This is a genomic window from Bradyrhizobium sp. T-1 (genome assembly GCF_053592855.1).
In genome coordinates this window covers 3,743,394-3,762,609 of sequence record NZ_CM132115.1, presented here as the reverse complement: position 1 = coordinate 3,762,609, position 19,216 = coordinate 3,743,394, and the positions used below count along the sequence as shown (strand labels likewise).

Genomic DNA, 19,216 nt, shown 5'->3' with positions numbered 1-19,216 from the left:
GATGCTGATACTCACTTCGGAGGCCCACGACGTCCCTTGACCCAGCACTCGCGCGACACCCCCCAATTTTACCTCACGGCGCCGTCCCCCTGCCCGTACCTGCCGGGCCGGCATGAGCGCAAGGTGTTCACGCACCTCGTGGGTGACCGCGCCGGCGATCTCAACGACCTCCTGACCCATGGCGGGTTCCGCCGCAGCCAGTCGATCGCCTACCGTCCGGCCTGCGACCAGTGCCGGGCCTGCGTCTCGGTCCGCGTGGTCGCCAACGAGTTCCGCCCCTCCCGCAACTTCCGCAAGGTGATGGCGCGCAACGCCGACATCATCGGCGAGCAGCGCAGCGCGGTGCCGACCTCCGAGCAATATTCGGTGTTCCGCGCCTATCTCGACGCCCGCCACCGTCATGGCGGCATGGCCGACATGACCGTGCTCGACTACGCCATGATGGTCGAGGACAGCCATGTCGAGACCCGCATCATCGAATACCGCAAGCGCGGTCCCGACAGCGGCCTTACCGGCCGCGGTGAGGAGCTGATCGCGGTGGCGTTGACCGACGTGCTCAGCGACGGCCTGTCGATGGTCTATTCGTTCTTCGAGCCGAGCCAGGTCGGCCGCTCGATGGGCACCTTCATGATCCTCGACCACATCGCCCGCGCGCGGCGTCAGGGCCTGCCCTACGTCTATCTCGGCTACTGGATCGAGGGCTCCAAGAAGATGGACTACAAGGCCCGCTTCCTGCCGCAACAGCGCCTCGCCCCCTCAGGCTGGCTGCGCATCGACGCACAGGGCGATGCGACGTCCGAGCCGCAGGACTAGCTGACGCGCACACGCTCTCTGTCATGCCCCGGCTTGACCCACGGCTGTCCGGTTTAGGTTTGAGGAAGACTTAGGCACATCTGCCGCTGATCTTGGACGGTCGGCGGCGGGGCGAGCAAGTTGTCGATACGGCGGCGTTGCATGAGATTAGCGCGAACCAGCCTTGCGAAGACGAGCGGACTTCGAATGGCTTGCTGCGTGGCCTGAGCGAGGCGCAGCAGCAGGAAGGCGATCAGGGCAACGGCAATCTGGATTCGCACGGCGTTTTCTGAGGTGCCAACGAAGCGAGTGATCTTGAGGGTCTGCTTGACCCAGCGGAAGAACAGCTCGATGGCCCAGCGGCGGCGGTAAAGATCGGCGATGTCCTCGGCGCTGGCATCGAGATCGTTCGACAGCAGGCGCAGCACCTTTCCTGTCTCGGTGGTGATGCGCACCTCGCGCACCGCATCCTGCATCGGGTTGCGGCGGCATCTGGCCTGGCGTGCCGGGAGGAAGCCGATGCGATCGGACAGGATGTTGCTGTCCGGGGTGACCGGCAGCTCCTTGACCACATCGATCGGGGTGTTGGATTTGAACCGGCTGACAATGCGGCAGCCGACGGCATCAAGCTCGGCCCACCAGGCATAATCGTAATATCCGAGGTCGAAGACATAGGTCGCACCCGGCGTGATCGGCATCTGATGGGCTGCAGTGATGTCGTTGACGTTAGCAGCACTGACCGCAGCATAGATCGGACGATCGGCGTCGGCATCGTAGATCACGTGCACCTTGGCGCCGCAGACCCCGGACGAGAACCGGGCCCAGCCGGAGCTGTGCTCGTTCAAACGCACACTCGTGGAATCAATTAGATAGGTCGTCTCGGCGAGCTTGCGGCGCAGCCCGCGATGGGCCTGCTCCATCATGACTTCCAGCAGTTCGCCGAACACCGCAACAGGCCGCTTGGCATTGGCATCCGACATCGTCGACCGGCGGACCGGATCCGCGCCCAGATGATAGAGCCGGGCCGCGTGGCTCGAAAGCCCGGTCACGATCTCGCGCAAGCCCGAGGCGCCCGACAGCTGGCCGTAGAGCAGTGCCACAAACTGGCCCTTGGTCGAGAGCCGGCGAACCCGCGCGTCGGCATCATGATCGTCCACAAGCGCCTCGAACCGATGCCACGGCACAAGCTTCAGCAGATCGCGAAATACTGTATTGTGGTGCGGCATGGCGCTGATCTCCATTCGTGTCCCGGAACGCTTGCAGACGTCCAGGATCGAGTAGAATCAACGCCATGCGCTTCGTCCAATAAATTTAAACCGGACAGCCGTGGGCTTGACCAGGGCATCCAGTACGCTGCGGCTTCTCGGTTCAATCACAACCGTCTCTGGAATACTGGGTCGCGGTCAAGCCGGGCGACGACAGCGGTGTGTTTGGCGGACACTCACCCGAACAGCGTATCCACCAGCAGCTTCACGTTCAAAACCACGATCACGCCCGCCACGATCCACGCGATGGCAGCGACGTAGGACGGTATCGCGAACTGGCCCATCTTGCGGCCGTCAGAGACGAAGCGGACCAGCGGAATGACGGCGAACGGAAGCTGCATCGACAGCACGACCTGGCTGAACACCAGCAAATCCGCCGTGCCGCGCTCGCCATAGATCGCGGTGACGACGATCACCGGAATGATGGCAATGCCGCGCGTGAGCAGGCGGCGCGCCCAGCTCGGCAAACGCAGATCGAGAAAACCCTCCATCACGATCTGGCCGGCCAGCGTCGCCGTCACCGTCGAGTTGAGGCCTGAGGCGAGCAGCGCCACCGCGAACAGCGTCGAGGCGATGCCGAGGCCCAGCAGCGGCGAGAGCAGCTCGAAGGCCTGGCCGATCTCGGCGACGTCGGAATGGCCGCTCGTGTGAAAGGTCGCTGCCGCCACGACGAGGATCGCAGCATTGATGAACAGCGCCAGCATCAGCGCGACGGTGGAATCCGTCGTCGCCCATTTGATCGCTTCGCGGCGGCCCTCGTCGTTGCGCGCATAGGCGCGCGTCTGCACGATCGAGGAATGCAGATAGAGATTATGCGGCATCACGGTCGCGCCGATGATGCCGATCGCGATGTAGAGCATCTCGGAGTTGGTGAAGATCTCGCTCTTCGGCGCGAAGCCGCGCAGCACCTCGGCGACCGGCGGCGCGGCGGCGGCGATCTGGATCGCGAAGCACACCGCGATCACCGCGAGCAGTGCCATGACGAAGGCTTCGAGGAAACGGAAGCCGCGGTTCATCAGGACGAGCAGCAGGAATGCATCGAGAGCTGCGATCAGAGCGCCGCCGACCAGGGGAATGCCAAACAGCAATTTCAGCGCGATCGCGGTGCCGATGACCTCGGCGAGGTCGCAGGCGATGATCGCCGCCTCGCAAGCGAGCCAGAGCAGGAAATTCACCGCCGGCGAATAGCTCGCGCGGCAGGCCTGCGCGAGGTCGCGATCGGTGACGATGCCGAGCCGCGCCGCCAGCGACTGCAGCAGGATCGCCATCAAATTCGAGAGCAGGATGACCGAGAGCAGCGTGTAGCCGAACTTGGATCCGCCGGCGAGGTCGGTCGCCCAGTTGCCGGGATCCATGTAGCCGACCGAAACCATGTAGCCCGGACCGACGAAGGCCAGCAGCCGCCGCCACCACACCCCCGCCGTCGGGATGGCGACGGTGGCATTCACCTCGGCGAGGCTCTTGGTGGCCGGCGCGTCGGTGCGCCAGCCGGCAGCATCTTGAGTCAGGTCCTGGGTCAGATCGGGTGATCGGGCATCCATGCGGTCAGAATACCGAAGTCGAGGCTTATTGCAACTCATTTGCAACTGCATCTAGCCGCATTGGTTCCCGACACCGCCACGGGTTTGCCCGACCCTGTCGGGAAGCGGGTGGGTTTGGCCGGCGTCGGGGGCGGATACTGGCGCCAATCCGACTTTGCAGGAAATGAGCCATGTCAAATCCGCCCCGCCTCCCCGACACCTTCAACCGCCTCGCCTGGTCCAACCTCGCCGCTCAATCGGCCGAGCAGATCGCGCTGGCCGCGGCCCCGATCGTCGCCGTGCTGACGCTGGGTGTGGCCGAGGGCCAGACCGGCCTGCTCCAGACCGCCCTCACCCTGCCCTTCGTCCTGTTCGCCATTCCGGCCGGCCTGCTTGCGGACCGCATCTCGCGCCGCTCGCTGATGGCAGGTGCCGAGGCGCTCCGTGCGGTGGCGCTGGCGAGCATCGTCCTCCTGCTCGCGCTCGGCGCGCTCAAACTGCCGCTATTGGCGCTGCTCGGCTTTGCCGCCGTCTGCGGCACAGTCGTCTACAGCGTGGCTGCACCGGCCTTGGTGCCGTCGCTGGTCGGCGCGGAGCTCCTGCCCGCGGCCAATGCCCGAATCGAGCTTGCCCGCACCATTGCCTTCGCCAGCGGTCCCGCGCTCGGTGGTGCACTGGTCGGATGGTGGGGCGCGAGCCCCGCCTTCGGCTTTGCCGCCGCGCTCTCGGCGATCGCGGTGGTCTTGCTCTCCGGCATCTACGAACCCGCGCGGGCGCCGTCGCCGCGCCGCCATCCCTTCCAGGACATCCGCGAAGGCGCGGCCTTCGTGTTTCAGCACCCGCTGCTGCGGCCGGTGTTCATCACGCAATTCATCTTCAACACCGGCTGGTTCCTGCAGATCGCGGTGTTCGTGCCTTACGCCGTCCGGCATCTCGGCTTGACCGCCGCCGGCGTCGGCACGGTGCTGACGATGTACGGCGTCGGCATGGTGATCGGCGCGCTGTTCGCCACGCGCGTGATGCAGCGGATTGCGTTCGGCACCGTGGTCGGCCTCGGCCCGGTCACGGGCTTCGTCGCCGCGGTCGTGATGGCGCTGACGGTGCTGGTCCCTTCGCCCTGGTTGGCCGCCTTGAGCTTCTTCCTGCTCGGCGTCGGGCCGATCCTGTGGGTGATCTCGACCACGACCTTGCGCCAGTCGGTGACGCCGCCGCGCCTGCTCGGGCGTGTCTCCGCCATCAACATCATGAGCTACGGCGCCCGCCCGCTCGGCTCGGCACTGGGCGCGATCGTCGGCGGCATCTGGAGCGCGGAAGCGTGCCTCTATCTCGCAGCAGCCTTCTTTGGCCTGCAGGCGCTGGTGATCTGGCTGTCGCCGGCGGTGGCGCTGGACCGGCAGCCGGCCATGGTGGGAGACGAAGCGGCGGCACGGTGCTAGCTCCCTGGCGTCGTCCTGGCGAAAGCCAGGACGACGCCGTGGAGGTAGTCGGGCTAGTTCGCCAGGTACCGCTCGTAGCCGCCCGTCACCGGCTCGCTCGAATCAACTTCGGGATCGAGCGTGTAGAGATCCTGCGCGCGGCCGATGCCGCGCAGCGCGTAGCGGCCGGTGGAGACGAGATAGCGGCGGCCGGAGGCGTCCAGGCCCTTGTAGAATTCCGCCGACGCCAGCAGTTCGCGATCGACCGAGCGGCTCATCGAGGCGATGCGGCTGACCTCGTTGACGGTCGGCCCCACCACGGTGAAATCGAGCCGGTCCTCGCTGCCGATATTGCCGTAAAGGACCTCACCGACATGCAGGCCGATATAGGCCGACGTCGTCGGACGGCCCTCCGCCGCGCGCCGTGTATTCAGCGCCGCGACATTCTTGCGGAACAGATGCTCGGCGCGCAGCGCGGCGCGGCGCGCATCCGCCATGTCCTCGCCGGTGAACATCGCGAGCACGCCGTCCCCGATCAGCTTCAGCACGTCGCCGCCGGCATCGTGGATCGCGTCGATCACGGCCTGGGCATAGTCGTTGAGAAACGGGATGATCTCGTCGGGGCCGATGCTCTCGCTGATCCCGGTCGAGCCACGCAGATCCGAGTACCAGAGCACGGCATTGATGCGCTCGGTGACGCCGCGCGAGATACGCCCGCGCAGCACCTGCTCCGACGCGTCGCGCCCGAGATAGACGCGCCCCAGCGTCCGGACAATGTCGACCTGCTGCGCCGACTTGATCGCGAGGCCCAGCACCGGCACGAGATCGCGCAGCGCGGCAAGCTCGGCTTCGGTAAAGCCGTCGTCGCGTCGCGTGGTCCAGTAGGAGTAGAGGCAATCCATCTGCCCGAGCGCTCCGGTCTCGCCGAAGCGGTGCACGAAGGCCAGGAAGTGGCGGTGACCGGTTTCGGCGAGGTCGCCGATCTGCGAGAAATCGAGCGAGGGCGCGTCGGCGAGGTCGATCACCATCTCGTCGTGGCCATGCTCGAGCAAATGATAAAACACTGAGCGGCGCCAGTTCTTGGCCGCGTCGCCTTCCGCCGTCGAGCCGTACTCGATGACGTCGCTCTCGTTGCTCGGCGTATCGCTCCAGCGGAAGGCCCGGCCCTCGTAGATCGGATGCAGCGTGTCGATGACGACGAGGCCGCGCGAGAGTTCCAGTCCGTCGGCGCGGCAGCGCTCGCAGAAGCCGCGCAGCAGGTCGGGTTCGGGAAGGCCGGTGAGCCCCTGGCCGGCCAGCCAGTTCATCAGTGCGAGACGGGAGGTTAATTGCATGCGCTATTATGGCGTGCATTCGTGACGAGCGAAAGGCCACGCGAAGATGTCGCGCCGCGAAGGCTCCCGCCCGCAGCAGGTCGAATATGTCGTGCACGCTGTTGACGCGCGCGCGCCTCGGGCCGCAAATGCAGATGATGACACCGCCGATCAGAAATACGGGGACATGAGCCAGCGCCAGCTTCCGATTATTGTTGCGCTGGGTACGACGCAGACCCTGGCCTGGGCCTCCAGCTATTACTTGCCGGCCCTGCTCGCCGATCCGATGGCGCACGACCTCGGCGTCTCCTCCAACTGGATCTTTGGCGCGTTCTCGGCCTCGCTGGTGATCTCCGCGATGCTGGGGCCGCGCATAGGCCGGCAGATCGATCTTGTCGGCGGGCGCCAGGTGCTGTCGGCCTCGAACATCACCATTGCTGCCGGCCTCGTCCTGCTCGGCTTCTCGCAATCGGTCGCAGTGATGGCATTTGCCTGGCTCGTGCTCGGCATCGGCATGGCGATGGGACTCTATGATGCCGCCTTCGCCGCGCTCGGCCGCATCTATGGCACCGAGGCCCGCAGGTCCATCACCGGCATCACGCTGATGGCGGGCTTTGCCTCGACCGTCGGCTGGCCGCTCACCGCGTGGGGCCTCGCCCATATCGGCTGGCGCGACACGTGTTTCGCCTGGGCTGCGGCGAACATCCTGATCGGCCTGCCCCTCAACTTCTTCATGCTGCCGGCGATCAAGGGCGCGAAGCAGGCGGCGGCAACGGCCGAGAAGCCGCACGTGCCGCTCGACCGCACCATGATCCTGCTCGCCTTTGTCTTTGCCGCAGTCTGGACCGTCACCGGCGCCATGGCCGTGCATTTCCCGCGCATCCTGGAGACCATGGGCGCGACGCATGTCGAGGCGATCGCTGCCGGCGCCCTGATCGGCCCGGCGCAGGTGGTCGCGCGGATTCTCGAAGCGAGCCTGCTCAGCCGCTTCCATCCGCTATGGTCGACGCGGCTTGCCTGCCTCACCCACCCGATCGGAGCGGCCGTCGTCGCCATCTTCGGCGCGCCCGCGGCGAGCGCCTTTGCGCTGCTGCACGGCTCCGGCAACGGCATCCTGACCATTGCCCGAGGGACGCTGCCGCTCGCGATCTTCGGTCCGAAGGATTTCGGCTATCGCCTCGGCATCATCGGCGCGCCGGCGCGGATGGCACAGGCGATAGCGCCGCTGGCGTTCGGCCTGCTGATCGACGTCATGGGCACCAAGGTGCTGATGGTCTCGTCCGCGCTCAGCCTGTCGGCGCTGGCCGCCTTGTTCCTGATCCGCGCAGGGAAGCGGCCGGATTGACGGGCTTGCGGCTTTCGCGCACAAGCGGGCCATGAGCGACAACAACAGCCCGCCGCCCCGCACGTTCAAAGGCCTCCTGCGCTGGGCCATGACGCCGCCGCAGGCCTGGGGCGTCTATCTCCTCGCCGTCCTCCTGGTGTGGCTGCTCTCGTTCTATGCCGGCACGCTGAAGCCGAAGAAGACGCCGGACACAGGCGTGCCGACGGTCACGGCGCCGCGGGGCTGATAGGCCTGCCTCACCGACGGTCCTATCATCTCGAATGCGAAAGACCACCGCTTCCGGATCGTCCCGCCCGGTCGAGCGGGCACGACTTCATGGAGGACGCGGTCAACGGCTTAGTTGTCCGTGAGGTTTCCAACTAAGACGCAGGACGCCTCGATAATAACTTGAATATTGGTTGCCACGCCTGCGTCGATTCGTACCGTGGGGAAGCGGCCGGGTCCCATCTTGTAATAGATCTGGTTGGTGACGATGGAGTAGAAGGAAGCGTTGGTCAGTGTTTGCGGCGAGACGTTTCCCCGTACGGAATAGTCTCTGCCAAGGTCATCATTCCCCGACGTGGTCCCGACAAATAGCGTTACGTCCTCCAGAACTTGCTGCGAACCCGTAAAAATGCGGCAGGAAACATTTGTGATGTTCAAATACTTGTTTGCGGGGGATTGCAGAAACGTCAGAAACAAGAGGGTTGAATTGGCCGCATTGGTAGCTCGATCCTCGTAAAATGTGCCTGAGATGATTTGCTTGTTGTTCTGAGCGTGGGCCTGTGCGGCCAGAGCAATTGTAAACAGAAGCAGCGTGACCGCGAATTTGGCAATGCGAACGGAATACATTTCAAATCTCCATTGATTTGAGCCTTCGTTGAAATGAACGAGGCCGCGGCGGCGGCCAGTCGTCAGGAGGTCGGATCGGTGGGCGGATTGCTCAACGAGCCAATGGGTCGAAATGTGCTTCGTGAATCGAGAATGACCGTCGGTCCGGTTGAACCTTGATGGTTGCGCACCGCGCCTGCTCGCGAAGATAAATATTGCGCCGACGACGATCGCTGATCTTGCGACGTCGAATGCATCTTGGTCTTCAAATGTAACAAGAGCAGCCTGCATCCTCTGCGCGATTTTCGGGAGTGTCAACCTGACGCGTCGCGGTGCGGAGCCTCCATCGGCTCCTCTGCCGAATTGTTGGGCGGTCGGTACCTCGTCGCGCGATGGCTCGATCAGGCCGGCTTCGGCTGGCTGGTCGCGATCCAAATTCCTGCGAACACGGCGAGCAGCCCGATCAGGAGATTGGGCGTGATCGGTTCTCCGATCAGCAGCGCGGCCAGCAAGGTGGCCGCGATCGGGTTGACCGTCATGGTGTTGGCGACGCGGGTCGGCGTGGCGCGCTGCAGCGCCATCACCCACAGAATGAAAGCGAGCGCGCCGCCACCGGCGCCGAGATAGGCACCCGCGATCCATTGCGTCACCGTGAACTGCGCGAGCGCGGCGAAACTGCCCTTCGTCACACCCACGAGCATCAGCGCCACGGCGCCCGCACCCATCCCGACCGTGAGAAAGCCGAGCGCGCTGGAGCGCTGCATCAGCGGCCGCGACAGCACGTTGTAGAAGGCCATGCAGAACACTGCGCCGGTCATGATCAGCTCGCCACGCCAGGCCCCAGGCGGGCTCTGCGCCGGGCCCGCCGCCAATGCGGCGGCAACCCCGAGCACGGCAATGCCGACACCGGCGATCTTGCGCGCCGTCAGCCGCTCGACGCCGAGGATCGCACCGACGACCATGGTGTGAAGCGGCAGCGTTGCCAGCGCGAGGCTCGCTCGCGCCGCAGTCGTATAGGAGATCGCGATGTTGTAGAGGATGAAGAACAGGCCGAAGAAGCAGATGCCAAGGGCCATCACCGCCGGCCAGTCCGACCGTTGCGGCCAGCTTACGCGAAGCAGCAACGCGCACGGCAGCAGGCAGAGGAATCCGATTCCCCAGCGCAGGATCGCAAGCATGACCGGATCGGCACCGACGACGAGATAACGGGTGATCGACGCGGCGGTGCCACCGATGCTGCTCGACGCCAGAGCGATCGCGACCCCGAGCCACTCCACGTTTCGCCTCCCGGTACCGGAGATTTGGAGGCGCCTACCACATCCCTGTTGCCACCATGGTGGCAACAGGGGTCTCACCAAAGCTAGTCGTAGAACTCCGGCGACATCTTCTGGCCGTCGCGCTGGGCCTTGTCGTGGTTGATCCAGAGCTGCGCCTTTTCCTTGTCGAGCGTGTCGGCGATCTTCTGCATCGAGGCCGCGGTCTGCTCCTTGTTGGCGTTCATGCTGGGAACGCGGCGGTTGTCCCAATTGTCCTTGAAGTGAACGGCATCGCCGGACAGCACCACCACGCCGGTCTTCGGCAGTTTCACCATCAGCGACTGGTGTCCCGGCGTATGACCGGGAGTCGAGAGGATGGTGAGGCTGCCGTCGCCGAACACATCCTTGTCGCCCGCGAGCAACTCGACCGGATGCGAGGGCTTGAAGCGCGGCTCATTGTTGGCACCCGGCCAGTCATATTCCGCCTTCTGTACATAGAGCGTCGCCTGCGGGAACATCTCGACATTGCCGATGTGATCGGGATGGGTGTGCGAGACGGCCATCGCCTTGATGTCGGCCGGCTTCACGCCGATCTGCTCGAGCTGCGCGGCGAGCGTTTTCGGACGCCGCCAAGTGACGGCCTTGGGATCAGCCGGCGCCAACCCGTTCGGCATCGATGCTACGGCGTCGGGAATGCCGGTGTCCCACAGGAACCAGCCCTGGCTGTGCTTGATGAGATAGCAGGTGTCGACGAAGTCCATCGACTTGCCTTCATTCACCCCTGGCGACCAGCGCGAGATGTCGCCGGCAACGCCCTCGCCGCAATTGAGAATGTAGAGCTTTTCGACTGCCGGCTTTTGCGCGGATGCCGATTGGGCGGACAGCGCGAGAGCGGCGATGGCGAGGGCGAACGTGAGCTTCGGCATGATCTTCGGCATGATCTTGGGCGTCATCCTTGGTCCCTCCTGGCAGCGCCTTCCTGCTGCGACCGAGGATCAACCCCGGTCCCGGTGCAGAATTCCGCTTTCGCCGACTCTAGGCCGCAGCAGCATATCTTCCTAACATTCAATGCCCATGAAACCGATGATTGACAGCGCGGCGTGGTTTCGGTGTAATTAGCGCCATGGGGATTTGAGCGATCTCCCCACGAGGCGACATGCCCAAGTATCGCGTCCCGTTTGATTTATGCGAGGACGCATCATGTCAACGTTCACGACCATATCATCTGACAAATTGGCGCGCCTGATCGGCACGGCCAATGCTCCCGTCCTGATCGACGTCCGCACGGACGAGGATTTTGCCGCCGACCGGCGGCTGATCCCGGGCTCGATCAAGCTCAGCCACGAGACCGTTGCGGAATGGGGCGCCGGCTTCGCCGGTCGCCGGGCCATCGTCTCGTGCTTCCGCGGCGAGAAACTCGCGCAGGGCACGGCGGCCTGGCTCCGCCAGCTCGGCGCCGAGGCCGAAACGCTGGAAGGCGGCTTCGAGGGCTGGAAGGCGGCCAAGCTGCCGCTGGTCGACACGCGAAAACTGCCGCCGCGCGATGCCAAAGGACGCACGATCTGGGTGACACGGGCGCGGCCCAAGATCGACCGCATCGCCTGCCCCTGGCTGATCCGCCGCTTCGTCGATCCCAACGCGGTGTTCTTGTTTGTCGCGCCGTCCGAGGTGGTTGCCGTCGGCGAACGCTTTGGCGCGGCCCCCTTCGACATCGAGAACGTGTTCTGGAGTCACCGCGGCGAACTCTGCACCTTCGACGTCATGGTCGAGGAGTTCGGGATCGCGACGCCGGCGCTGTTGCGGCTGGCCACGCTGGTGCGCGGTGCCGACACTGCAAGGCCCGACCTCGCACCGGAGGCACCCGGCCTGCTCGCGGCGTCCCTCGGGCTGTCGCGCATGTACGATGACGACCTCGAACAGCTCGAGGCCGGCATGTTGCTCTACGACGCCTTCTACCGCTGGTGCCGCGACGCCACGGGTGAGACGCACAACTGGCCGACCAACAAGGCAAAGGCGTAATGGATATCCGCGCCAAACAAACGAGAGCTGATGCCGGTCACGGCATCAGCTTCAACGAAGCTTTCCGCGTCTGGCTGCGCGTCGCCTGCCTCAGCTTCGGCGGGCCCGCCGGCCAGATCGCGGTGATGCACCGCATCCTGGTCGAGGAGAAGAACTGGATTTCCGAGGGCCGTTTCCTGCATGCGCTGAACTACTGCATGCTCTTGCCGGGGCCGGAGGCGCAGCAGCTCGCGACCTATATCGGCTGGCTGATGCACCGCACCGCCGGCGGGCTGATGGCGGGCGGGCTGTTCATCCTGCCCGGCATCATCGCCATCATGGGGCTCAGCTACATCTACGCGGCTTACGGCAATGTCAGCTTTGTCGAGGCGCTGTTCTTCGGATTGAAGGCCGCGGTGCTCGCCATCGTCATCGAGGCCGTGTTCCGCGTCGGCAAGCGCGCGCTGAAGAACCGCATCATGATCGCGCTCGCCGCGATCGCCTTCGTCGCAATCTTCTTCTTCGCGGTCCCCTTCCCGATCATCATCATCGCCGCCGGCCTGATCGGCTATGCCGGCGCGCGCGCCGGACGTCCGGAATTCGCGCCAGCTGGTCATGGCCACGGTGGCAATAGCGCCGCCATCGACAACATGCTCGGCGAGGCCGTGCCGGACCATGTCCGCCCCAACGCCGCGCGCGCGATCCGCACCGGTGCGCTCTGGCTCGCGCTATGGCTGGTACCGGTGATCGCGCTGCTTCTGGCGTTCGGCCAGGCCAATGTGTTCAGCCAGATCGCGCTGTTCTTCTCGAAGATGGCGCTGGTCACCTTCGGCGGGGCCTACGCCGTGCTGGCCTACGTCGCCCAGCAGGCTGTCGAGCATTATCACTGGCTGAAGCCGCACGAGATGCTCGACGGCCTCGGCATGGCCGAGACCACGCCGGGCCCGCTGATCATGGTGCTGCAGTTCGTGGGCTTCATGGCCGCCTATCGCGACCCGACCGGCCTGTCGCCGATGCTGGCGGCTACGCTCGGTGGCTTGCTCGCGACCTGGGTCACGTTCACGCCCTGCTTTCTCTGGATCTTCGTCGGCGCTCCCTACATCGAGCGCCTGCGCGGCAACACCGGGCTCGCCGGCGCGCTGGGTGCGATCACCGCCGCCGTGGTCGGCGTGATCCTCAACCTCTCGATCTGGTTCGCGCTGCACACGCTGTTCCGCGAGACCGTGCCGGTGCACGCCTTCCCGCTGGATTTTGACAGGCCCGTGCTGGCGAGCGTCGATGTGCCGGCGCTCGTGCTATCGATCGCGGCGGCAACCGCGATCTTCCGGTTCAAGCTCGGCATGTTGACCGTGCTTGCCGGCAGCTGCGCCGCCGGCGTGGTGCTGCGGCTGGCGGGTGTGATCTAGCCAACAACTCATGACTGCCGGAGCACGGCGGTGTCAGCTGTGCTCGCCGACAGGAGAGAAGAGCGTGCGAACGCAGCCCCGCGGTCGATCAGGCGACGGCCCAAATTAGTCTGCGGTCAGCGCCATGCGTCTCCTGCCGCGATGGGCGAGGAAGCCTAAGCTGCAGAAGCCAAGAAGCAGCATCGCCCAGGTGGACGGTTCGGGGACTGCTCCAACCGTATCGGTCGTAAGGGCAGCCAGGAATGGTTCTCCATTCCCCCATACGCCATTTCCAACATAGTCAAACTCAACCTTGGTCAGCGTACCAATTCCGGAGACGTTGAATTGCTGAGCGTCCAATCGGTCCTGGTTGCTGGCTCCGTAGTAGGCGGATCCATACAAATTCGTCGCGGTATTGATGAAGCCATCGTTGAAGTGGTCGCGAATATTGACCCCTTCGGTAAGGTTGAAGGTGAATGTGCCCCCGCTGCCGGTGAAGATGAATTGGCCGGTGGTCGCACCATTCGCGCCGAAGGCGGAGTTGACGAGGCTGTAGATCGTCTGCACGCCAGTGATGTTCAGCCCGCCAAAAACGAATGAGGTGGGCAGATTGTCTTGTCCCAACGTTTGCACGGCGCCTAGGTGGTTTCCACCGGGATAGCTCGCAAGACTGAACGTGGCCGCACCAATCGTCAGCGATGTGCCGCCCGCAGGATAGTTGGTCCCGCCACTATAAGTCACCAGATCGGCGTTTACCTGGGAACTGAGATCGATTTGAACCTGGGACGCACGCGCTTGAGAAACCTGGAAGGTCGTAAGAGCAAGCAGCGAGACCGCCAATAATCTCTTCTTCATTCCCAATCCCCTTCATGCAATAGCTGCAACACTAATGGAGGTCTCGAAACTGGCACGGAAATCCGTGAGTCATCTCGCAAAGGAATGCTTCTGATTATTAATATTTAAATTATTTTCTCGCGAATAATCGCGGGTGTCAAGAACTGATGAATTTCGCTCATGGGCCGCGGTTGAAGATCACGCGTACCCGACTGAACCAAAAAGGAGAATTGGCTGTTTGCGGATTGGCTGGCCGCGACCTCGCGATACGGCGGGCCGCGACCACCAGTTCTTTTTGAAGCGCGGCAATGTTTGACAAGCGCCGCGTTCAAGGATTGCCGTCCGCCAGATTTCGGGGGCTCGACGCGGCGAGCCCCCACTTCGCAGTCGGCCCCAGAGAGCAGCATCGCCATAATGAACGAGGCCGCCAACTGGGGCGACCTTCGCACGGAGTTGCCACCTCGGTTGGCGTTTGAGCAAATCTCAATTGGCCTTCGATCTCGGAGGACTGTTGCTGTCCTGTCCTTGCGCCGGCGCGGCGAAGCCGAACATGGATATTGCGAGCGAAACTGCGGTCAGTCTGGAAACCGCCGCTTTAACTAATCGATCGGTTCAACGCCCAACGCTGCGAAGCGAGCTCTCGTCAGATCGGCCTGGTGCGAAGACGTCTGATCCTCACCGTTGAATCAGCATATTCGCGACCAAGCTTTCGGTAGCAATGGGCCCAACAACGGTCATCGCAACTCAACCGCTTCGTCGACCCGATCGAGATGTTGATTCAAATCAATGGTGATCCGAATGCTGCGAGATCGACTGCGTGATGCCCCTCATCTTCGCAGGAGACGAACATGCGGTCACTTGCAATTGCAGCTGCCTTGAGCCTGATGCCGGTTTCGGCTTTCGCCGTCTCCGACTGCCGGGTCACCGGTGATCCCTCGGTGTTTGGCGTCGACATGACGGCCTACTTCGTGATCAGGTCAGGGCAAACCTGCAATTTCCCGATGCGAATTCCGGGAGCGATGCACAACTCGGGCGTTTCCCAGAAGCCTGCGCACGGGACGCTCAGACAGCTCAATGTAACGACGTTCAGGTACACCGCGGCGTCCGGATACAAGGGCAACGATACGTTTGCCATCTACGGCGAGGGAAAAGGTCCGTACGGCTCGGGCAGATCGGTCATGACCGTGAATGCAACGATTGAATAGGACCGTAAGCCCAATTGCGATGAAGGGGCCTCGGGCACGACAGACCACTCTGAGACGATCGTGGTTGAGGAGAGAAGCCGCGGCGTACTGGATGCCCCGGTCGAGCCGTGGCATGACGCCGTCATTGTGGCCCTACCGCATCATCATCCGCGCGATGGCCTCGCCGATCACCACCGTGGTGAAGTGGGTGTTGGCACGGCAATCCGACGGCATGATCGAGGCGTCGGCCACGCGTAGGCCCGAGATGCCTTTCACGGTGCCATCGGGATTCACCACGCCATCGGCATCGTCGACACCGCTCATGCGGCAACTGCCGGCGGCATGCTGGATGTCGCCGGTCTCACGCCGCAGCAGTCCATCGAGCTCGCGATCCGGCAAGTTTGCCGCCTGCGGCAATGTCAGATCGGTGTCGGTGAACCTGATCCAGTCGGCGATGCCTGATAGCGCCGGCTGGGACGTGATCACGGCGAGCCGCCTCACCGCATCCATCATGCGCAGCATGTCGCGGGGGTCGGCGAGCATGTTCTCCTCGATGATCGGATCGACGGACGGATCGGTGGAAGCGAGCTTGAGCGTGCCGCGCGAATAGGCGTTGAACAGGCCGGCGCCGATCGCGCCAGGCGCACCGATGCCGCGATGGTTGAACGCGATCAGGATCATGTCGCGCTTGCCGCCGTTGGCGAGGCCCGAAGAATAAGTCACGCAGCAATTGGTGTGGCGCGTGTCCGGGTCGGTCGGCCGCAGGTTTTCGCGGAGCTGGATCGTGGCGCGAAACAGTGGATGATCGAAGAAGTGACGACCGACCGGCAAATCGCGCGCGACAGCTATCCCCATCGCCTTCAGCTCTTCAGCCGGCCCGATGCCCGAGCGCAGCAGGATCGCCGGACTGTGGATTGCGCCGGCGCACAGCACGATCTGCCGCGCGTTGATCTCGCTCGTGCCCTGCCCCTCAGCGTGAATGCGAAGACCGGTCGCCCGGCCGTCGCTGATCAGCACGCGATCGACCAGCGTCTTGCCCCGGATCTCCAGATTGGCGCGACCACGCGCGGGCTCGAGATAGCCTTCGTTGGTGGTGATGCGGCGACCGTCGCGGCTATTGATGGGATAGCAGGCGACGCCCTCGCCGTCCGGACCGTTGAGATCGGCGCACCAGGGATAGCCACTCGCGAGCGCGGCATCGCGCAAGCCGCGATCGATCGGCCCCCATTTTGCGGGAGGCGCGCGATAGACCGGCAACGGTCCGCCGCTTCCGTGGCCTGCAACGGCACCGAACTCCAGATCGTCCTCGATCACGGAGAAGAGCGGCATGATCTCCTTCGCCGACCAGCCGGCGCAGCCCTTGGCGGCCCATTCGTCGAATGCGTCCGCAACACCGCGGATCGCGATCTGGCCGTTCATCATCGACGAGCCGCCGAGCCCCTTGCCGCGCCAGTAAAAGCGCGGCTCCTGTCCTGCGACACGGCGCGTCAGGAGATCAGGCCACTGCCATTTCTCCTGATACTCGCGCTTGTGGATGATCGGGATGGGATTGGGCGTCCGCACCTCCCAAGGCGCTTCATCAGCGCGCCAGTCCAGGCCGGCTTCGAGCAGCAGGACACGCCGTGCCGGATCCTCGGAGAGCCTTGCCGCGACCGCGGCGCCGGCGGAGCCGCCGCCGACCACAATGACATCGTACATCGCGTTACTTCTCAAAGATCCCAGAGACCGGCATGCCAGACGGTATCAGACCGCCCACGCCGATGCAGCAATGCAGGAGCATTGCTGCCCATCAGGACATGAGAGCCGCCCTACCCGATCACTTTGCCGAACTTGTTCGATTTCGGGAATCCCTTCGGTGGCAGGCGGCCGGCGTCGGCGCGGGTGCCTTGCCACTCGGCGAGCTCCTTGGTGGTCGCGGAGAATTCGCGCCCCGCAGAGTCCTTCCAGGTCAGACCTGCCTTGGCCTCGAAGACAGTGACGTCGGACAGACCGCCGTCCTTATACTTCTGCAGGCGCACGCCGCGACCGCGCGCCATCTCCGGCACCTGGTCGAGCGGGAAGATCAGCATCTTGCGGTTCTCGCCGATGACAGCGACCGTGTCGCCGAGCACCTCGGTGACCGCGCGCGCCTCGTTCGGCATGTCGACGTTGAGGACCTGCTTGCCCTTCTTGGTCGTGCCGACGCAATCGTCCTCGTTGACGACAAAACCCTGGCCCTCATGGCTCGCGACCAGGAATTTGCGTCCGCCCTTGTTGACGAACAACGTGACCGGCGCGGCCTCCGGCTCGAGATCGATGAACTGGCGAATCGGCTCGCCGTGGCCGCGGCCGCCCGGAAGCTTCGCCACGTCGATCGAGAAGAATTTTCCGTTGGTCGCAAACAGCAGCAGCTTCGATGTCGTCTCCGCGAAGAACGCGATGCCGAGCTTGTCGTCCTGCTTGAAGGCGAGCCCCGAGAGATCCTCGACATGCCCCTTCATGGTGCGGATCCAGCCCTTGTCGGAGACGACGACCGTCACCGGCTCGCGCTCGACGAGGGCTTCCTCCATCGCAGCGAGATCGTGCTCGGGCGCGTCGGCGAAGGTGGTGCGGCGCTTGCCGAGCGGCGTCTTCGGTCCGAACATGTCGCGGACCTTGCCGACCTGCTCGGCAACCTTCTTCCACTGCTCGGGCTCGGAGGCGAGCAGGCCCTCGATCCCCTTCAGCTCCTTGCGAAGATCCCTGTCCTCGTTGCGGATCTCCATTTCCTCGAGTCTGCGCAGATTGCGCAAACGCATGTTGAGGATGGCTTCCGCCTGGATCTCGGTGAGCTTGAAAGCCTTGATCAAGGCAGGCTTCGGCTCGTCCTCGGTGCGGATGATCTTGATCACCTTGTCGAGGTTCAGATACGCGACCAGATGGCCGCCGAGGACTTCGAGCCGATGTTCGATCTCGCCCTTGCGGAAATTGGAGCGGCGGATCAGCACGTCGCGCAGATGGTCGAGCCATTCGCGCAGGCACTCCGCGAGCCCCACCACCTTGGGGATGCGGCCCTTGATCAGCACGTTGAGGTTCAGCGGAATCTTGTTTTCGAGCTCGGTCAGCCGGAACAGCGATTCCATCATCAGCGCCGGATCGACGTTCTTCGACTTCGGCTCGATGATGAGACGAACGTCCTCGGCGGATTCGTCGCGGACCTCGCCAACCAGCGGCAGCTTCTTCTGGTCGAGCAGTTCGGCGATCTTCTCGACCATGCGCGACTTCTGCACCAGGAAGGGGATCTCGGTGACGACAACGACCCAGGTGCCGCGGGCGCCCTCTTCCTGCTGCCACCTGGCGCGGACACGGAACGAGCCGCGGCCGGTGGTGTAGGCCTCGGCAATCGCCTGCTTGGAATCGACGCAGATGCCGCCCGTCGGGAAATCGGGCCCCTTGACCCATTTCATCAGCGCCTTGGACTTGGCGTCGGGCTTCTCGATCAGATGCAGCGCGGCCTCACACAGCTCGGCGGCGTTGTGCGGCGGGATCGAGGTCGCCATGCCGACCGCGATGCCCTGCGCGCCGTTGGCGAGCAGGTTCGGGAAGCCGCCGGGCAGCACGACCGGCTCCTTCGACTGGCCATCGTAGTTGGCGCGGAACTCGACGCCGTCCTCGTCGATGCCCTCGAGCAGAAGCCGCGCGACGTCGGTCATGCGCGCTTCGGTGTAGCGGTAGGCGGCGGGATTATCGCCGTCGATATTGCCGAAATTGCCCTGGCCGTCGACCAGCGGGTAGCGCGAGGAGAAATCCTGCGCGAGGCGCACCATGGCGTCGTAGATGGCCTGGTCGCCATGCGGATGGAACGAGCCCATCACGTCGCCGACGATCTTGGCGGATTTCTTGAAGGCGGTTCCGGGGTCGAGCCTGAGCAGACGCATGCCGTAGAGGATGCGCCGGTGCACCGGCTTCAGGCCGTCGCGCGCGTCAGGCAGCGCGCGGTGCATGATGGTGGAGAGCGCATAGGCGAGATAGCGCTCTTCCAGCGCCTCACGCAGCGGCACCTCGTGAATTTCGGCCGGTTCTTCCGGCGGAACGATTCGTTTTCCCATGCCGCCCGGTTAAACCGTGGAAGCGAATCGGG

General features: G+C 64.3%; 16 protein-coding genes. 7 read left to right on the top strand and 9 right to left on the bottom strand.

The window, feature by feature from the left end; translation table 11 throughout:
• Positions 1-36: 36 nt before the first annotated feature.
• The gene (locus ACWAT4_RS18085; protein ID WP_212301038.1) at positions 37-813 is read left to right on the top strand and encodes an arginyltransferase; all 777 of its coding nucleotides are present in this window, start codon (positions 37-39) and stop codon (positions 811-813) included.
• 53 nt (positions 814-866) lie between these two features.
• Here the strand turns inward: ACWAT4_RS18085 and ACWAT4_RS18080 are convergent, their stop codons facing one another.
• Both ACWAT4_RS18080 and ACWAT4_RS18075 read right to left on the bottom strand, forming a co-directional pair.
• Positions 867-2,018: an IS4 family transposase gene (locus ACWAT4_RS18080; RefSeq protein ID WP_449731045.1), complete on the bottom strand. Its 1,152-nt coding sequence runs from the start codon at positions 2,016-2,018 to the stop codon at positions 867-869.
• 215 nt (positions 2,019-2,233) lie between these two features.
• Positions 2,234-3,598: an Nramp family divalent metal transporter gene (locus ACWAT4_RS18075; RefSeq protein WP_449731044.1), complete on the bottom strand. Its 1,365-nt coding sequence runs from the start codon at positions 3,596-3,598 to the stop codon at positions 2,234-2,236.
• A 170-nt stretch (positions 3,599-3,768) separates the two neighbouring features.
• On the opposite strand from ACWAT4_RS18075, the gene ACWAT4_RS18070 reads away from it, so the two are divergent.
• Complete coding sequence (locus ACWAT4_RS18070; RefSeq protein WP_449731043.1) at positions 3,769-5,013, top strand: MFS transporter; 1,245 nt, start codon at positions 3,769-3,771, stop codon at positions 5,011-5,013.
• A 53-nt stretch (positions 5,014-5,066) separates the two neighbouring features.
• Here the strand turns inward: ACWAT4_RS18070 and ACWAT4_RS18065 are convergent, their stop codons facing one another.
• Positions 5,067-6,326 carry an adenylate/guanylate cyclase domain-containing protein gene (locus ACWAT4_RS18065; RefSeq protein WP_449731042.1) on the bottom strand — a complete coding sequence of 420 codons (1,260 nt, stop codon included), beginning with the start codon at positions 6,324-6,326 and terminating at the stop codon, positions 5,067-5,069.
• Between the two features lie 166 nt (positions 6,327-6,492).
• Here ACWAT4_RS18065 and ACWAT4_RS18060 point away from each other — a divergent pair, with 166 nt between their 5' ends.
• Together ACWAT4_RS18060 and ACWAT4_RS18055 are read left to right on the top strand one after the other, a co-directional pair.
• The gene (locus ACWAT4_RS18060) at positions 6,493-7,650 is read left to right on the top strand and encodes an MFS transporter (protein ID WP_449731227.1); all 1,158 of its coding nucleotides are present in this window, start codon (positions 6,493-6,495) and stop codon (positions 7,648-7,650) included.
• Between the two features lie 31 nt (positions 7,651-7,681).
• The gene (locus ACWAT4_RS18055) at positions 7,682-7,876 is read left to right on the top strand and encodes a hypothetical protein (protein ID WP_212424476.1); all 195 of its coding nucleotides are present in this window, start codon (positions 7,682-7,684) and stop codon (positions 7,874-7,876) included.
• 110 nt (positions 7,877-7,986) lie between these two features.
• On the opposite strand, the gene ACWAT4_RS18050 is transcribed toward ACWAT4_RS18055, so the two are convergent.
• From ACWAT4_RS18050 to ACWAT4_RS18040, 3 genes are all read right to left on the bottom strand, one after another.
• Positions 7,987-8,895, bottom strand: a complete 909-nt coding sequence (locus ACWAT4_RS18050) for a hypothetical protein (RefSeq protein ID WP_449731041.1) — start codon at positions 8,893-8,895, stop codon at positions 7,987-7,989.
• Positions 8,862-9,737, bottom strand: a complete 876-nt coding sequence (locus ACWAT4_RS18045; RefSeq protein WP_449731040.1) for a DMT family transporter — start codon at positions 9,735-9,737, stop codon at positions 8,862-8,864. Before ACWAT4_RS18045 ends, ACWAT4_RS18050 begins: the two co-directional genes overlap by 34 nt.
• An 83-nt stretch (positions 9,738-9,820) precedes the next feature.
• Positions 9,821-10,669, bottom strand: a complete 849-nt coding sequence (locus tag ACWAT4_RS18040) for an N-acyl homoserine lactonase family protein (RefSeq protein WP_449731039.1) — start codon at positions 10,667-10,669, stop codon at positions 9,821-9,823.
• Positions 10,670-10,916: 247 nt separating this feature from the next.
• On the opposite strand from ACWAT4_RS18040, the gene ACWAT4_RS18035 reads away from it, so the two are divergent.
• Together ACWAT4_RS18035 and chrA are read left to right on the top strand one after the other, a co-directional pair.
• Positions 10,917-11,735 carry a chromate resistance protein ChrB domain-containing protein gene (locus ACWAT4_RS18035; RefSeq protein ID WP_449731038.1) on the top strand — a complete coding sequence of 273 codons (819 nt, stop codon included), beginning with the start codon at positions 10,917-10,919 and terminating at the stop codon, positions 11,733-11,735.
• Entirely contained in the window at positions 11,735-13,120 is a 1,386-nt protein-coding gene (gene chrA / locus ACWAT4_RS18030) for a chromate efflux transporter (RefSeq protein WP_449731037.1), read from the top strand. The genes ACWAT4_RS18035 and chrA overlap by 1 nt, the downstream gene beginning before the upstream one ends.
• Positions 13,121-13,225: 105 nt before the next feature.
• Here chrA and ACWAT4_RS18025 read toward each other — a convergent pair whose 3' ends face one another.
• On the bottom strand, positions 13,226-13,954 hold the full coding sequence (locus ACWAT4_RS18025; protein ID WP_212424472.1) for a PEP-CTERM sorting domain-containing protein: 729 nt from the start codon (positions 13,952-13,954) through the stop codon (positions 13,226-13,228).
• A gap of 827 nt (positions 13,955-14,781) precedes the next feature.
• Here ACWAT4_RS18025 and ACWAT4_RS18020 point away from each other — a divergent pair.
• Complete coding sequence (locus ACWAT4_RS18020) at positions 14,782-15,138, top strand: hypothetical protein (RefSeq protein ID WP_449731036.1); 357 nt, start codon at positions 14,782-14,784, stop codon at positions 15,136-15,138.
• 132 nt (positions 15,139-15,270) lie between these two features.
• Here the strand turns inward: ACWAT4_RS18020 and ACWAT4_RS18015 are convergent, their stop codons facing one another.
• Positions 15,271-16,815, bottom strand: coding sequence for a GMC family oxidoreductase (locus ACWAT4_RS18015; protein ID WP_449731035.1), 1,545 nt, complete (start codon positions 16,813-16,815; stop codon positions 15,271-15,273).
• A gap of 110 nt (positions 16,816-16,925) precedes the next feature.
• Positions 16,926-19,184 carry a DNA topoisomerase IV subunit A gene (gene parC / locus ACWAT4_RS18010; protein ID WP_212301048.1) on the bottom strand — a complete coding sequence of 753 codons (2,259 nt, stop codon included), beginning with the start codon at positions 19,182-19,184 and terminating at the stop codon, positions 16,926-16,928.
• Positions 19,185-19,216: the final 32 nt, after the last annotated feature.

What these genes read in the sequence shown, in the direction of transcription:
- ACWAT4_RS18080 (WP_449731045.1), bottom strand. Translation starts at nt 2,018, where the DNA reads ATGCCGCACCACAATACAGTATTTCGCGATCTGCTGAAGCTTGTGCCG.
- ACWAT4_RS18075 (WP_449731044.1), bottom strand. Translation starts at nt 3,598, where the DNA reads ATGGATGCCCGATCACCCGATCTGACCCAGGACCTGACTCAAGATGCT.
- ACWAT4_RS18070 (WP_449731043.1), top strand. Translation starts at nt 3,769, where the DNA reads ATGTCAAATCCGCCCCGCCTCCCCGACACCTTCAACCGCCTCGCCTGG.
- ACWAT4_RS18065 (WP_449731042.1), bottom strand. Translation starts at nt 6,326, where the DNA reads ATGCAATTAACCTCCCGTCTCGCACTGATGAACTGGCTGGCCGGCCAG.
- ACWAT4_RS18060 (WP_449731227.1), top strand. Translation starts at nt 6,493, where the DNA reads ATGAGCCAGCGCCAGCTTCCGATTATTGTTGCGCTGGGTACGACGCAG.
- ACWAT4_RS18055 (WP_212424476.1), top strand. Translation starts at nt 7,682, where the DNA reads ATGAGCGACAACAACAGCCCGCCGCCCCGCACGTTCAAAGGCCTCCTG.
- ACWAT4_RS18040 (WP_449731039.1), bottom strand. Translation starts at nt 10,669, where the DNA reads ATGACGCCCAAGATCATGCCGAAGATCATGCCGAAGCTCACGTTCGCC.
- ACWAT4_RS18035 (WP_449731038.1), top strand. Translation starts at nt 10,917, where the DNA reads ATGTCAACGTTCACGACCATATCATCTGACAAATTGGCGCGCCTGATC.
- chrA (WP_449731037.1), top strand. Translation starts at nt 11,735, where the DNA reads ATGGATATCCGCGCCAAACAAACGAGAGCTGATGCCGGTCACGGCATC.
- ACWAT4_RS18025 (WP_212424472.1), bottom strand. Translation starts at nt 13,954, where the DNA reads ATGAAGAAGAGATTATTGGCGGTCTCGCTGCTTGCTCTTACGACCTTC.
- ACWAT4_RS18020 (WP_449731036.1), top strand. Translation starts at nt 14,782, where the DNA reads ATGCGGTCACTTGCAATTGCAGCTGCCTTGAGCCTGATGCCGGTTTCG.
- ACWAT4_RS18015 (WP_449731035.1), bottom strand. Translation starts at nt 16,815, where the DNA reads ATGTACGATGTCATTGTGGTCGGCGGCGGCTCCGCCGGCGCCGCGGTC.
- parC (WP_212301048.1), bottom strand. Translation starts at nt 19,184, where the DNA reads ATGGGAAAACGAATCGTTCCGCCGGAAGAACCGGCCGAAATTCACGAG.